General features: G+C 36.5%; 10 protein-coding genes. 1 reads left to right on the top strand and 9 read right to left on the bottom strand.

Features of this window, described 5'->3' with window-relative positions; translation table 11 throughout:
• Positions 1-76: 76 nt before the first annotated feature.
• The 5 genes from NC818_03900 to NC818_03880 form a co-directional block, all read right to left on the bottom strand.
• Entirely contained in the window at positions 77-676 is a 600-nt protein-coding gene (locus tag NC818_03900; protein MCM8783900.1) for a hypothetical protein, read from the bottom strand.
• 39 nt (positions 677-715) lie between these two features.
• Positions 716-2,875, bottom strand: coding sequence for a DEAD/DEAH box helicase (locus tag NC818_03895; GenBank protein ID MCM8783899.1), 2,160 nt, complete (start codon positions 2,873-2,875; stop codon positions 716-718).
• Positions 2,872-3,993 (bottom strand): helix-hairpin-helix domain-containing protein, encoded by a 1,122-nt coding sequence (locus NC818_03890; GenBank protein ID MCM8783898.1) that lies wholly within the window; start codon positions 3,991-3,993, stop codon positions 2,872-2,874. The genes NC818_03895 and NC818_03890 overlap by 4 nt, the downstream gene beginning before the upstream one ends.
• Before the next feature lie 135 nt (positions 3,994-4,128).
• On the bottom strand, positions 4,129-5,004 hold the full coding sequence (locus tag NC818_03885; GenBank protein MCM8783897.1) for an alpha/beta hydrolase: 876 nt from the start codon (positions 5,002-5,004) through the stop codon (positions 4,129-4,131).
• Positions 5,005-5,008: 4 nt separating this feature from the next.
• Positions 5,009-5,791, bottom strand: coding sequence for an SAM-dependent chlorinase/fluorinase (locus tag NC818_03880; protein MCM8783896.1), 783 nt, complete (start codon positions 5,789-5,791; stop codon positions 5,009-5,011).
• Between the two features lie 83 nt (positions 5,792-5,874).
• Here NC818_03880 and NC818_03875 point away from each other — a divergent pair, with 83 nt between their 5' ends.
• Entirely contained in the window at positions 5,875-7,992 is a 2,118-nt protein-coding gene (locus NC818_03875; GenBank protein ID MCM8783895.1) for a hypothetical protein, read from the top strand.
• 11 nt (positions 7,993-8,003) lie between these two features.
• Here the strand turns inward: NC818_03875 and NC818_03870 are convergent, their stop codons facing one another.
• The 4 genes from NC818_03870 to mutS form a co-directional block, all read right to left on the bottom strand.
• Positions 8,004-8,567 (bottom strand): flavin reductase family protein, encoded by a 564-nt coding sequence (locus NC818_03870; GenBank protein MCM8783894.1) that lies wholly within the window; start codon positions 8,565-8,567, stop codon positions 8,004-8,006.
• Between the two features lie 21 nt (positions 8,568-8,588).
• Entirely contained in the window at positions 8,589-9,200 is a 612-nt protein-coding gene (locus NC818_03865) for a SagB/ThcOx family dehydrogenase (GenBank protein ID MCM8783893.1), read from the bottom strand.
• Positions 9,201-9,307: 107 nt separating this feature from the next.
• Positions 9,308-10,990: a DNA mismatch repair endonuclease MutL gene (mutL, locus tag NC818_03860; GenBank protein MCM8783892.1), complete on the bottom strand. Its 1,683-nt coding sequence runs from the start codon at positions 10,988-10,990 to the stop codon at positions 9,308-9,310.
• A gap of 9 nt (positions 10,991-10,999) precedes the next feature.
• Positions 11,000-13,645, bottom strand: coding sequence for a DNA mismatch repair protein MutS (gene mutS, locus NC818_03855; protein MCM8783891.1), 2,646 nt, complete (start codon positions 13,643-13,645; stop codon positions 11,000-11,002).
• Positions 13,646-13,811: the final 166 nt, after the last annotated feature.

Below are 13,811 nucleotides of genomic sequence, written 5' to 3'. Positions count from 1 at the left end.
TGGGATTTCCATCTTTTAAAGTAATAAAAAAAATCATCCTTTATTAGTTCCGAGGATACCAAGATATTCGCTTCTCTCATTCCTGGGTTGTCTGAGGGGGGAAAACATGAATAATATATTTGGGATTTATGGTCGGCTTACCATCCTTTACGAGATACCCACGGTTTCCCAGAAGAAGTCCTTCGGCATTCCGTTGTTTAAGCTCAATCCTTCTCTCTTGAATCTCCTTCAATTTCGCCTCTCTCAATGCTTTTCTCAACTCACTTAAAGAAGAAATCTTCCGCTCTAATTCTAATTTTTCTTCGTTTAAATTGTAGAGCTGGACTTCGAGATTCTTAGCCTTTTCCGTCAATGATAAATTTTCAGCCTTTAAATTCTCTTCCTCCTGTTTTATCTGAGAAAGTAAATTCTGAGTTTGTATTAACTTCCCGTTTATCTCATCAATCTGTTGCATTAACTTCTCTCTTTCATTAGCCATGTCTGAAACCTTTGCTTCAAATTCCTGCTCTTTTAAGTCCATCGCTTTCTTATACTCAACTATTTTATTCTCAAAATTAATTACTGCTTTTTGTAGGGCTGCGCGTTCTTTTAAGAGTGCGGAATAATGTATGCCTAATAAAACAATGACAAATAACCCGAGAACAAGCAGGATATAGAGAATAATTCCTTTTTTCATGCCAACCTCCTTTTTAAATATTCTAACAAAGTGATTATATCATTTTTTCTTTTCAGAAGAAAGTAAAATCTGTTTTTTAATCACGCGCGCGATATGGGGACCAACAATACGAGCGATATCTTTTTCTTCGACCTTTCGCAGAATAAAGATATTTTTAAAACCAGAGTTAAAAAGTCGGCGCGCCCGTTTGCGACCCACGTCTCGCAAACTGACCAGTTCCAATAACTCTTCACGAACACCATAGTGAAGTCTAATTCTTAATTTTCTAACATTGGGGATGTTTAATTTTAATATTTTTGATAATTCTTCCAAAGAATAAATAAGCCAATCTCCAACTTCACGTTTAGCATGAAATTCACCAGGAGTTAGTTTAAACTTATCCAAAATTTCCTCCTCATTATCCTCGTTTATCCAGGCGTCAAAAACAAGGGACAACTTTAAAGCAGAAAGGAATTCTTCATAGTTATCTTCCCAGATGGAAGGAGGTTTGTTTAAAAAAACGTCTTGCATCCTCATTAGAAATTCTCCCAGATTATAAAAATCTTCTTCGCGTAATGGAAGGGGTGGAGAAATCTCTTTGGCCAAAGAAATAATCAGAAGAATTGCCAAGTCAGAAATTTCTTCTTTGTGGACAAGTTTCGTTAAAGAATTAATAAAATCGTACCCTGTAAGTGGGTCTAAATAGAGTTGAGTTATCCTTTTACCCAGCTTTGTTGCTTTATAATGCCCCGATTTTTCAAAAATAAATCCCCAATCTTTAAGGTTTTCAATAACCGAACTAATCTTTTCCTTTATAAGACCGATATCCCGATATTGAAAGCCAAAAAAAGTCAGCTTAAAAAAATCATCCAAATCCTCAAAATTAACACAAAATTCAGAAGCAACGAGGGCAAGGATATGCATACGTAAAACTGATTCCTGTGCAAGTTTAGAATTAATCTCTTCCGGTTTTCCATAAATATACCTCTGAATTAATTCCTCCTTTTCTCTTTCGGAACGACTTATAAGAATTGCTTCTCCAAATTCATCATACTGAGGACGTCCTGCTCGCCCAATGAATTGCTTATATTCTAAAGTGGGGATGTATTCTGAACCCAACCCAGGATAATACCGTTTTACATCACGGACGACTACGCGAAAACAAGGAAGATTTACCCCTAATGCAAGCGTAGGAGTAGCCACTACTACCTTAATCCACCCCTGGCGAAATCCTTCCTCAACAATTTTTCTCTGTCGAGATAAGAGCCCGGCGTGGTGAAAAGAGGTACCTTCATCAACACATTTTGCCAACCTCCGACATTGATGGGTGGGTGTTTCTAAAACAGAAATTATCTCCTTACTTAAGTGACGAAGACGTTCTTTATCCTCTAGAGCAAGAAATTTCTGCGTTATTTTACCTAAGCGTTCAGCAAGGGATTCAGCATTTCTACGGTTTGCGACAAAGAAAAGTATCTGTTTTTTTATCTTTAAAGTCTGCTCGGTAATTGCCTCTTCCACAGAGAGCCTATCATTAAGAATGCATCCCTCTTTGTCCATAAAGTGAAGAAGGTGGTCAAATACTATTCCCTCGTATAACTTTACTGGCCGAAAATCGCTTTTTACCAATTCTGCATTAAGCCACATCCCCATCTCCTCTGCATTGCTCACTGTCGCAGAAAGAGCTAAAATCTTTGCCTGGGGAGAAAGCTTTCTTAACTGAGTAATCACTATTTCCAGAGTAGGTCCGCGTGAATAATCATTAATAAGGTGTATCTCATCTACAATTAATAGTTGCACCTGAGAAACCCACTCAACACCGTGCCTGATAAGAGAATCAAATTTTTCTGTAGTAACGACTATAAAATCATAATTTGCCAACCAAGACTCCGGAGAATCTATGTCACCGACCGATAAGGCAACTTTAAAATTAGAAAAGAGATGCTTATAATAAATGTATTTCTCATTTGCTAAAGCCACTAAGGGAACAATGTAAACAACTTTGCCTCTTTTCTCGTTAAGGGTTTTTATTGCCAAAAGAGTTGCATTTAAAGTCTTACCCGAAGCGGTAGGAAAGGCAAGTAAGAAATTTTTCTCTTGCCTAAGTAACCCGCGTTCAATTGCCTCTGACTGAGGAGGGTAGAGATAATTAATCTTTTCTTCCTTAAATCTATCTATGAAATATTCGGAAATACCAAATTTTACCAGCTGTTCAATCTTCATCTTCTTTTTTCTTTTAAAGGAAGGAATTTCCCGTTTAATGTAACAAAATTTTGAGTGCGTCTCAATAGAGGAACCAATTTTTTAAGGTCTTCTAAATTTGCAATCTTTTTAATCCTGCGGAATTTTATAATTTTCTCTGCCGAACATCTCCCAATGCCCGGAACACGCAAAAGTTCTTCAAAACTTGCTCTATTTATCTCTACGGGAAATCTTTCAGGATGTTTTTCTGCCCAGGCAAATTTTGGGTCTATATTTGGCAAAAGATTACCCTGCTCATCAAACACAAGTTCTTCCTTCTTAAAACCATATTTCCTCAAAAGAAAATCTGCCTGATAAATACGATATTCGCGGAGGTCAGAACAATGGGGATGGTATTCCAAAGGAGTACCTTTTACAGGGGCAAAACCGCTGTAGTAAATGCGCTTTATTTTATACCTATTATAAATTTCATCAGCAAAGAAAATGATTTCTTTATCCGTCTCACTACCGCTTCCGATAATTAACTGGGTAGTGATTCCTGATTTTAAAGGATAAAACTTTACTGCTTCTACCATATTTTCTAAGGTGGGGATAAGAATCTTATGCATATTTTTTTCTTTGGCAATTTTATTAAGATAAACATCACCCGGCGCCTCGAGGTTAAGCGAAATCCTATTACTTAATTTTGCTGCTTCAAAAATGAGTTTTTTGTCTACGCCGGGAAGAATTTTAAAATGAATGTATCCTTGATAACCATAAGTTTTCCTTAAAATCTTTATTGTCTCAAGCATCTTCCCCTGAGTATTATCTGCATCATTTTCTAAGGCAGATGAAAGAAAAAGTCCTTGAATCTTTTTCTGGCGATAGTATTCGATAAATATTTTTGCCAACTCTTGAGGCGTAAAGGAGAATCTTGCAAAGTCTCTATCTCTTCTATTAGCGCAGTAGAAACAATTATTTCTACAGCTATTAGTCTGTAAAATTTTAAAAAGATTAACACAAAAACCACCTTCTCCTACTGCCTGGTAGATGAACCTGTCGTGCCATCTATGTCCAAAATTTCTTGGTAATCCGCAAGATTCAAAACGTGCTTCTTGCCCCAGTATTTTCAACTTCTTTTCAGTATCAAGAGCAAACATCTAAATTCTTCCCTAAATATAGTTTTTATAACATTATCCTCTGCGCCAAAAATTTATGCAAAAACAATTAATTAACTCTGAACGTAGCCTGTAAATTCCAAACTGCGTCTTTAAAATAATCTCCGAGAGTTTCAATCATATGTTTTTTTTCAAAAAATTAATTATTTTTTGGGAATATACTTCCGGATATAAACCATAACCCTCACCGTGGTCTGCTTGAGGAATAATCCAAATTTCTTTGGGTGCATGTGCTCTTTCAAAGAGCGTGTAAGCGTTTTGGGGAGGAATTTGTTTATCCTTTTCTCCGTTGATAATAAAAACTGGGCGAGGAGAAATGTGGGTAATTACTTTTTGAGGAGAAACATCTTGAGGGTCAATTCCAAAGCGCAAAAAATATGCTATTCTTAAGAAGATGTTAAAGGGGATTTTAGGCAAAGAATAAAAAACTTTTGCAAAATAAAGCATCGAGGAATATAGTTCTTTATAAGCACCTTCAGAAACTACTATCTTAATCCGCTCATCTTTGGACGCCACCATAATCGCCACCGCTCCACCTAAGGATAAACCAAAAACACCAATGTTTTTATGCTCAAACCTTTGATAAAGATAGTCCATTGCCCCTTCTAAATCCTTCTGCTCAAAATAACCTAAAGAACAAACCTTACCTTGGCTTTCTCCGTGTCCGCGAAAATCAAACAGAAATATATTAAAGCCCGCATCATAAATAAATTTAGCAATACTTAAGAGCTCTGATTTGTTTGTCCCTAAACCGTGACATAAGATTATTGTGGATGAATCTTTATTGTTTAAAATTAGCCATCCTTTAAGCATTATTTTATCTTTACTATAAAAATTAATCTCTTCAAAAGGCATTCCATACTCGGAAGGTAAAGTATTATCATGCCAACGGGAAAGAAGAGTATTGCGGATAAGGAGTGAGAAAGTAAAAGCAAAAATACCCACGCTTATAATAAAAAAATACTTCAAAAAAATAAAAATTTTAATCACCATATGCCTAATAAAAATAGATAATAACCTTTTCTCCTTTTCCTGCCATCAATTTTTTAGCAGCATTCCCCAAATTTATAGAAATCTCCAATAAATTCCTGCTTCCCCAGATGGCAAGAAGTCTTCTCTTATTCGATTCCGCATAAGCATTATTTATCTTATGAATTTTCCTTCCCTTGATTGCAATAGAAAAAGAGGCTTGAACCTTGTTTCTCAATGATTCTTTCTCTATGTTGGTAACCAAATTACCAAAATGGTCAATATGAATAACTTTTCCAATCATACAATCTTTTCTCATTATGGGCGTTGGTAATTTAATCCTTCTTATGTTTTTAATCTTAGGTCCGAATTTTTCTAAAGCCACTCCTTTGGAAAGATATCCCGCCACTGGTGCCATAATGTCCCGACCATGAAAGGTAGAACTGATTTCTTTCAGGAAAAACTTCTTATTTCTTATTTCGACTATCTGCTCCACTTTTTCTCTTTCTAAAACCTTGGTTAAGATGCCATTATCCGGACAAACGAAGAAATAGTCTTTTGTTTTCACAATAATCGTCCGTCTTTCTGTCCCTACTTCCGGATCAACTACGCAAAGAAAAATTGTCTTTCTGGGAAAAAATTTATAAGCGTTCCCTAAAAGGAAGGAGGCCCAGATTAAATCCTGAGGAGGAATTTCGTGAGAAAGGTCAATAATTTGAGCTTGTGGATTTACCTCTAAAATCACTCCCTTAACCAATCCCACATATTCATCTCTATTACCAAAATCAGTAATTAGCGCAATAAATGCCATTTTTTATACTATACCACAATTACCAAAAAGTTTAAAGTCATCTTGTCACTACCTCTATTTTATGCTATATATTTCATAGAAAAATGAATAAAAAAAGTTTTAAAACAATGCTGGTAATAATAATCTTTTTGACATTTATCCTCAATCAAATATACATACCACTATCTTCTGAATCACTCAACACAAGAAGAATCTTAACCCCCAAAGATGCTACCATTAAAGAACCTTGGGCAGATTTATTAACAAAGATACTTGGAGAGATATCTGGTCTTAGTAATTTTCGAATTGAACCAAGTTTAGTCGCAGAAACTTTTGAAGCGCTTAGACAACTCCGTATCTCCCCTAGTGAGCCTGCTTTTAGAAAATTAGCAAGACATTTTCTGTTTCAAACAGGGAGGATAACCCCCGAAGAATACCAGATAAATCATTTAACCTTCTTAATATATGAAGCATTACAGAAATATGAATTTAAAGAATGCACCAACCAAAATGGCACAATGGTAATAACCTATCAGCAGAGAGAAATGCCCCAATTTGCCACGGAAGCAATCGAGCCATCCTATTTTGAATGGGAAAATGAATTGTTGACTCAACAAAGGGATAACCCTACTTCTCTTGAGGTATACAAGGAATTAGAAAAGTTATACAAAGAAATGATTGAAAAGTATCCTTACAATATAAGGCTGTGGTGGCAATTGAGCTGGGTTTATGGATGCTTAGGCGAAAGTCAAGAAAGGAGAATCCATTTCATTGAAGGCGCAAAACAAGATATTATTCCCATTCCTGCTCATACTTCTTTATATAAAATTGCTCAAAATGTAACGCCTTCGGTCAGAGAACGGGCAATTGTAAATTGGCGAGATTATTCAAGAAATGATTATCTATTCTTAGAAGAACATGCCTTAAAATATTACCTCTTATTCCCCGAAATATTTATGCCTGAAGAAAAACCCTTAACTGTGAAAACAGAAGAATTTGCTCAAGCAGTTAAAAAATATGATGAACGGGCAAGAGAAATTTTAAGAGCAGGAAGTGGCATAGAAATCTATGCTTTTGTGCGCAAAAATATTGGCTTTGGTGAAGAACCGCTAAGATATTTAGCCTATAACCCTGAAACCCTTGAAGTCGTAGGATTCCGTATAATGCAAGATGAAAGAGGAACTTATAAAATTGCTCTTGACACTTTCTATAAAGCCTCCAAAGGAATGCTTGAAGACCTGAGAAAAGCGCGCTTAATTACTCTCCTAATAAATACCCAAGGCGAAATCGCTGTGGCAAAGGATGACCATCTGGATGATGCGTATAGATTAGCGAGAGTAGAAGAACAAAGAACAGAATTCGAACTTTTTGGACTTTCAGATTCTATGTATCAACCTGCACTGGAGAAAATTGAAGAAAAAATCCTGCGTTACCCAAATAAAGTTGCAATAATTCGCATTGGCGGAGTTTCCGCTGCCGGCAAATCTCCCGGTGCAGAAATAGTTGAAAAATATCTCCTCGCCCGGGGAAGAACAAATGTATGGAAAATCAATATGGACAACTATTTTGTAGATCGCGAAGACACCCCGAGTATTGTTGATGAAAATGGCAAGGAAATAGCCAAAGATTTTGAACATCCCCGTGCAGTTAACATCGCAAAATTCCAAGAAGATTTGGCACGTTTACTTGCTGGAGAAACTGTAGAAATTCCTATTTTTGATTTTAAAAGCGGAAGAAGCATCCCTCATTCAGGGATAAAGATAACACTTAATCCGGGGGATATTCTCATAATCGAAGGGATACATGCTCTAAATCCTTTGATTTTTACAGATGAGAAAGGAAATCCCATTATTGAAGAAAGCATATTCCCCACCGTAAAGGTGGCGATAGATGCTTCCCCCTACATCAGGCTACCACGACGAGTCGCCAGAGATATGCAAACTCGCTCGCCCACTCCCTGGGGAACAATGCGTTCAATTGAACAATGGAAATATGTACGGATGGGTGAGGATAAATATCTCTATCCTACTTTTGAAAATGCCGATGTAGTCATTAACACCGATATCCCTCTTGAGCAATTTCGAGAATCAATTGCTTACGAAATGTTTCGTCAAGCATTAACCTCAGCTTATCAAACTTTAAAAAAATCACCAGAAAGTTTTCCTGGTCTGCGAGAAGAAATTGAAGAATACTTTCTGCTATACTTTGGAGAAATTCCCTAAATTACTTCTAACTATACCTTCTTCACCCCATCAGTGGTCGTATAAAAATTTGCTCCCAAATGGTGAAGGGTTTTAATATGCTCAATATCTAAAACTTCCTTAAACAAACCTTCTTTTATCTGAGCGCAAAGGACTTCTCCTAAAATTATAGAATGGTCCCCTCTAGAATAGATATCCACAACCCTGCATTCCAAATGGGCAAAACATTCCTTTATTAACGGTGGAGCAACCTTTTCTGCTTTAAGAGGAGTAAGCCCAAATTCCTTAAATTTATCTATCTCCCTACCAGAAACTGTCCCACATCTATGAACTTTTTCTATTAAACCTTCATCGGGAACATTAATTACAAATTCCTTAGATTCCTTAATTAGTCCGTGGGAGAAGTGATTTTGATGAATACAGATAGCCACTAACGGAGGATTGTGGGAAACAGGAGTAGTCCAAGCTAAGGTAACAATATTTGTTTTATCTTTATATTTTGAAGTAACCAAAACTACTGGTCCATGGTTAATTAGGCGATTCGCCCGTTTCAGAGGAATCTCTACCTTTTTAAATTTTGAATCATTATTTTGCATTCTGATATTTGCCTCCTTGCATTACTTCTTATATCCTATGGGCATTATTGCCAAAGGTTCCAAATTCCTAGGAATCTCCAAAACTTTTTTTACCACTGCATCCGAGAAAGCTCCGACGATTACTGTTCCTAAGTCCAACTCCTCCGCTACTAAATGTAAATTTTGAGTAATGTTCCCTGCTTCCAGATGCACATATTGAACACCTCTCTTTCCATAGTGAGCAGTGGTTCTCTCATATTCAGCTAAAACAACCACAGAAATAGGTGCCTCAGCAATAAAACTTTGTCCCAAACATGCATTTGCAAGATTTTTCCGCACATCGCTTCCTAAAATTTTCTCTATGCTGTGTTCTTGCCAGAGATATAAATAAATTCCCTCAGCAAGTCCTTCGACTCCATTCTCCCCTACCACCAAATAAAGCTCTAAAGGATAAGTGGCTCCTGCCGAGGGATAAACCCTTGTTGCTCCCGTTACTGCATCTACTTTCTTCCCTCCTCCTGACCAAAGAATCTGGGAGACATCTTCCAATTTTAAAGCTCGTGAATCAAAACTTCGCCAAGATTTCCTTTTATTTAAATTCTCCGACAAACTCATCCCTCCCCCAATTCTTGGTCTGGGCAGTTTTATTTTCATTTGTGAATTCACCTCCTTTACAAAACAGAAGGCAGTAATCAAAAAGTAAAGAAATAAGAGAATTTTTACTCTTAATATTTGATTTTTTATATTTGATATTTTATTGCTCATCTCTTGAACATCCTCTGTAACTCCTCCCAGTTTAATCTTATCATTGTTGGTCTTCCGTGGGGACAGGTCCAAGGAAATTTTGTGCTTTTTAAATCCTGTATCAAACGAGAAATCTGCAACTCTCCCAAAACATCTCCTCTTCTAACTGCGGAGTGACAGGCAATTAAACTCAGCAATTTCTCTTTCTCAAGCTTCATAATTTTAGACTCGTCCTTATAAATTTCGGAGATGATTTCTAAAATCAGCTCTCGTGGGGAACGGGAAATAATTGTAGGAATTTTTCTAACCTGAAAACTATTCCTTCCGAATTCTTCAATTTCAAAACCAATTTCTTTAAATTTATCCAGATTTTCTTTCAAAATCTCTGCTTCCCGCACTGCTAAGTCAATTATCTCGGGAATTAAAAGGTTTTGCGTCTCTATGGGCTTTTCCTTTTCTGACAAAATACCAAAAATAATCCTTTCGCTGGCAGCGTGTTGGTCAATGATTAAAATTCCCTCATCATCGGAAATAACTATATAAAGATTGGCAATCTGTAAAAAGGGTAACTTATGGATAAAAGGAGTATCGGAACTAACTAAATTTATCTCGCGTGGAGAAAAACTTTCTTTTACTAAGGGAGGAATTATTTCTTCAGCCTTATCTTGAAATGAAGAGTAGAATTTTTCTTTAAGCTCAAGGATTAGAGAACTATTGGTAAGTGCCTCTTTTATTGCCTTAACCAGTGAATCATGGATTATCCCTTCATTTTGAAAACGGACTTCTCTTTTAGTAGGATGAACATTGACATCTAATAACTTTGGTGCTATTTCTAAGAAAATTATAGCCACCGGAAAACGTTCCTTAGGAAGCAATTCCTGATAGACGCTGGATAACGCATGAGAAAAAGATTTATTCGTCACCGCCCTTCTATTCACAAAAAGAAATTGTCCATAACGGTCAAACCGAAAAAATTCTGGTTTACTCACAAAACCAGTAATTTCTAACTCCTTATCCTTAAATTCTACTTCCAAGAGACTGTCTGCTAATTCTTTACCCAAAACTTCTTTTATCCTCTCTTTTAAACTCTCTTGAGGCAAAAAATTAAACAGTTCTTTTTCTTGATGGATTAAACGAAAATTAACCTCCGGATAAGCCAAAGCAAACTGTTCTAAGATATGAATGATATGTGCTAATTCGGTAGCAGATGATTTTAAGAATTTTTTACGGGCAGGGGTGTTATAAAAAAGGTTCCTTACTGCTATGCTCGTCCCCCTTCTAACACTTACTTCTCTTTTGGCCTTAATCTCTCCACCCTCAATCTCTAATTCTATCCCTAAATCTTCTTCTTCATTTTTTGTAACTACGCGCATTAAGGAAACGCTGGCAATGGAAGAAAGGGCTTCCCCCCGAAAGCCAAGAGTAAAGATTCTTTCCAAATCCTCAATGGAGGAAATTTTACTGGTAGCGTGAGACTTTGTGCAGAGTAAAGCATCTTGGCGACTCATTCCTATCCCATTATCCGTAACTCTAATGAACTTTTTTCCTGCCTCTTTTATTTCTACCTCAATGAGGCTTGCTTCTGCATCTAAAGAATTTTCTACCAGTTCTTTCACAACTGATGCCGGCCTTTCTACCACTTCTCCGGCAGCAATTTTATTGACAACTTCTTGAGGAAGAATAACTATTTTTTTATGCATATAATAAATTTAGACCTTTGATGTGTCGTTTTGATATTTGTTCTTTTGATTTTCAATTCTTCTCTGCAAATCTTTAAGCTTTAACATTGCCTCTAAGGGGGTAATTTTATCTAAGTCGATTTGCTTTAACTCATCGATTAAAGAGGGTGAAAGATTGCCAAATAAATCAAGTTGTTTCTCCTTTAATTTCTCAATTTCTGATTTTGCTAACTTAGGAAGGCTATCTTTCCCAAGGGAATTTATCTCTAAGTTGCTTAAAATCTCTTTAGCTCTTCTAATTACTTCCTGAGGGACCCCTGCTAAACGTGCCACATGAATCCCAAAACTTTTATCACAACCTCCTTCCACCAACTTGTATAAAAAGATAACCTCATCCTCCCACTCCTTAACAGAAATATTATAATTTTTGACTCCTTTTAATGTTAAGGAAAGCTCAGTCAATTCATGATAGTGCGTTGCAAAAAGGGTTCGCGCTTTTAAATAATTATGGATAAATTCGCATATTGCCCAGGCGATAGAAAGGCCGTCCAAAGTAGATGTTCCCCGACCTACTTCATCCAAGATAACTAAACTTCTGTCCGTAGCATTGTTTAAAATATTCGCGGTTTCTATCATTTCCAGCATAAACGTACTTAATCCTTTGGCTAAAACATCATGTGCTCCGATGCGGGTAAATATTCGGTCTACGACTCCAATTTTTGCTTTCTTTGCCGGAACAAAAAACCCTATCTGTGCCAGTAGAACAATTAAAGCAACCTGACGAATGTAAGTAGACTTTCCCGCCATATTCGGACCGGTAATGATCAAAAACCGATTATCTTCGCTATCCAACAAAGTATCATTGGGAACAAACTTATTCGTCCCCAGATTTATCTCAATTACGGGATGTCTTCCTTCTTCAATGTATATTTCATAACCATCGTTAACCTCAGGCCGATTATAATGATTCCGTAAAGCAACCTCTGCCAGAGAAGAAAAACAGTCTAAGAGAGAAATATTCCTCGCGGCCTCTTGAATCTTGGGGACAAATTGAGAAAGCTTGTCCAGAATATCCGTAAAAATTCTGTATTCCAGAATATCTATTTCTTCTTCGGCATTTAAAATTTTTGCCTCATACTCTTTCAATTCGGGAGTAATAAAACGTTCACAATTAACCAAGGTTTGTTTGCGGATATAATCGGAAGGGACAAATTTAAGATTGGGCTTAGTTACTTCAATATAATAACCAAAGACCTTATTAAACCCTACCTTCAAAGAGTTAATTCCTGTGCGTTGGATTTCTCTCTTTTGCAGGTCTGCAATCCAAGATTTTCCTCCCCTTAATACTTCTCGCAACTCGTCGAGTTCTTTATTAAAACCACCTTTGATTATCCCGCCCTCCCTCAAAGAGTGTGGTGGCTCATCTACAATCGCTCTTTCAATTAAATTAATCACCTCCTCTATACAATCCAGTCTCTCTTGAATCTCTTTTAAAATAGAAGAGTTTACTTGACTTATTTCTCTCTTTATCTCTTTTACCACTTTTAGGGAATTGGCTAAAGAAACCAAATCTTTTGGAGAAGTAATTTTCAAACTGATACGCGAGGCAAAACGTTCTAAATCCTGAATATGCTCTAATTTTTCCCTTAAGCTATGGCGCAAAGAACTATTTTTACAAAATTCATCCACCGCATCGAGACGCCTATTTATGACTTTGGTATCTTTTAGAGGCTGAAGGAGCCATTGGGAAAGAAGTCGTTTTCCCATGGGCGTTAAAGTCCTGTCCAAAATATAAAATAAAGTATTTTCTTTTGCTCCTTCAGAAAGGTTTTTAACCAGTTCCAAATTTCTCTGCGTAGCATAGTCTAAAAGCATGTAATCGGAGATTGAATAGAAACTTAAACGATTTATATGGCGGGGAGAGGACTTTTGGGTTTCTTCCAAATATTTGATAAGCGCCCCTGCACAACCAATGGCTACTTCTAAACCATCGCAACCAAAACCTAAAAGACTCTCGACATTAAAATGGCGAATAAGAAAATTATATGCGGTTTCATAAGAAAAAAGCCAATCTTCATAATAAGTAATTGACTTAGGCAAAACCGATAAAAAACTTTTCTGAAAGGATTCATCTCCCTTGAAAGCGTGGGGAACAAGCACTTCTTTGGGCTCAAGCCGAAAAATCTCGGCCAAGAATCTTTCTATGGCGTCAACTTCAGTAATTCTAAATTCTCCGGTAGAAATGTCGGCAATTGCTAAACCAAAGAGATTTTCTTTTTTATTCAAGGCGACAATATAATTATTAAAGCTACTCCTTAAAAGGTTATCGGTAGTCAAAGTACCGGGAGTAACAACTCGTACCACTTCTCTCTTTACAATTCCTTTGGCTAATTTTGGGTCTTCAACCTGTTCTACAATCACCGCTTTAAAGCCTTCATTTAAAAGGCGGGAAAGATAATTATCTACCGCATGGTAAGGAACTCCGCACATCGGAACACGCCGATTTTTTCCTGCTTCACGAGAAGTTAGGGTAATGTTTAAAACCCTTGAGGCGATTTTCGCATCTTCAAAAAACATTTCATAGAAATCGCCCAAGCGAAAGAGAAGAATGGAATCGGGATAATCCTTTTTTATCTCCAGATACTGATTAATCATCGGGGTAAAATTTTCAGACATGGCTTTAAAAATGTGGGGGTTTAATTATTAAATATTTTATTGTAGCAGAATTGAGTTAAAGATGGCAAGGAAAAGATAAAAAAGGGTTGAGAATTTATTTTTCTCTAAACTAAAAAATGACTTTTTATTTTGATTTCTTAGTAAAATGATTATTTTATAAAATCGA

The sequence above is a fragment of the Candidatus Omnitrophota bacterium genome (genome assembly GCA_023819145.1).
Lineage (GTDB): Bacteria > Omnitrophota > Gorgyraeia > DTHP01 > DTHP01 > JBFWKV01.
The sequence above is the reverse complement of the archived record's forward strand: the minus strand, read 5'-3'. Positions and strand labels throughout refer to the sequence as shown.

Bases quoted from the DNA above. Each gene is read 5' to 3' on its own strand.
- NC818_03900 (MCM8783900.1), bottom strand. From the start codon at position 676: ATGAAAAAAGGAATTATTCTCTATATCCTGCTTGTTCTCGGGTTATTT.
- NC818_03895 (MCM8783899.1), bottom strand. From the start codon at position 2,875: ATGAAGATTGAACAGCTGGTAAAATTTGGTATTTCCGAATATTTCATA.
- NC818_03890 (MCM8783898.1), bottom strand. From the start codon at position 3,993: ATGTTTGCTCTTGATACTGAAAAGAAGTTGAAAATACTGGGGCAAGAA.
- NC818_03885 (MCM8783897.1), bottom strand. From the start codon at position 5,004: ATGGTGATTAAAATTTTTATTTTTTTGAAGTATTTTTTTATTATAAGC.
- NC818_03880 (MCM8783896.1), bottom strand. From the start codon at position 5,791: ATGGCATTTATTGCGCTAATTACTGATTTTGGTAATAGAGATGAATAT.
- NC818_03875 (MCM8783895.1), top strand. From the start codon at position 5,875: ATGAATAAAAAAAGTTTTAAAACAATGCTGGTAATAATAATCTTTTTG.
- NC818_03870 (MCM8783894.1), bottom strand. From the start codon at position 8,567: ATGCAAAATAATGATTCAAAATTTAAAAAGGTAGAGATTCCTCTGAAA.
- NC818_03865 (MCM8783893.1), bottom strand. From the start codon at position 9,200: ATGAAAATAAAACTGCCCAGACCAAGAATTGGGGGAGGGATGAGTTTG.
- mutL (MCM8783892.1), bottom strand. From the start codon at position 10,990: ATGCATAAAAAAATAGTTATTCTTCCTCAAGAAGTTGTCAATAAAATT.
- mutS (MCM8783891.1), bottom strand. From the start codon at position 13,645: ATGTCTGAAAATTTTACCCCGATGATTAATCAGTATCTGGAGATAAAA.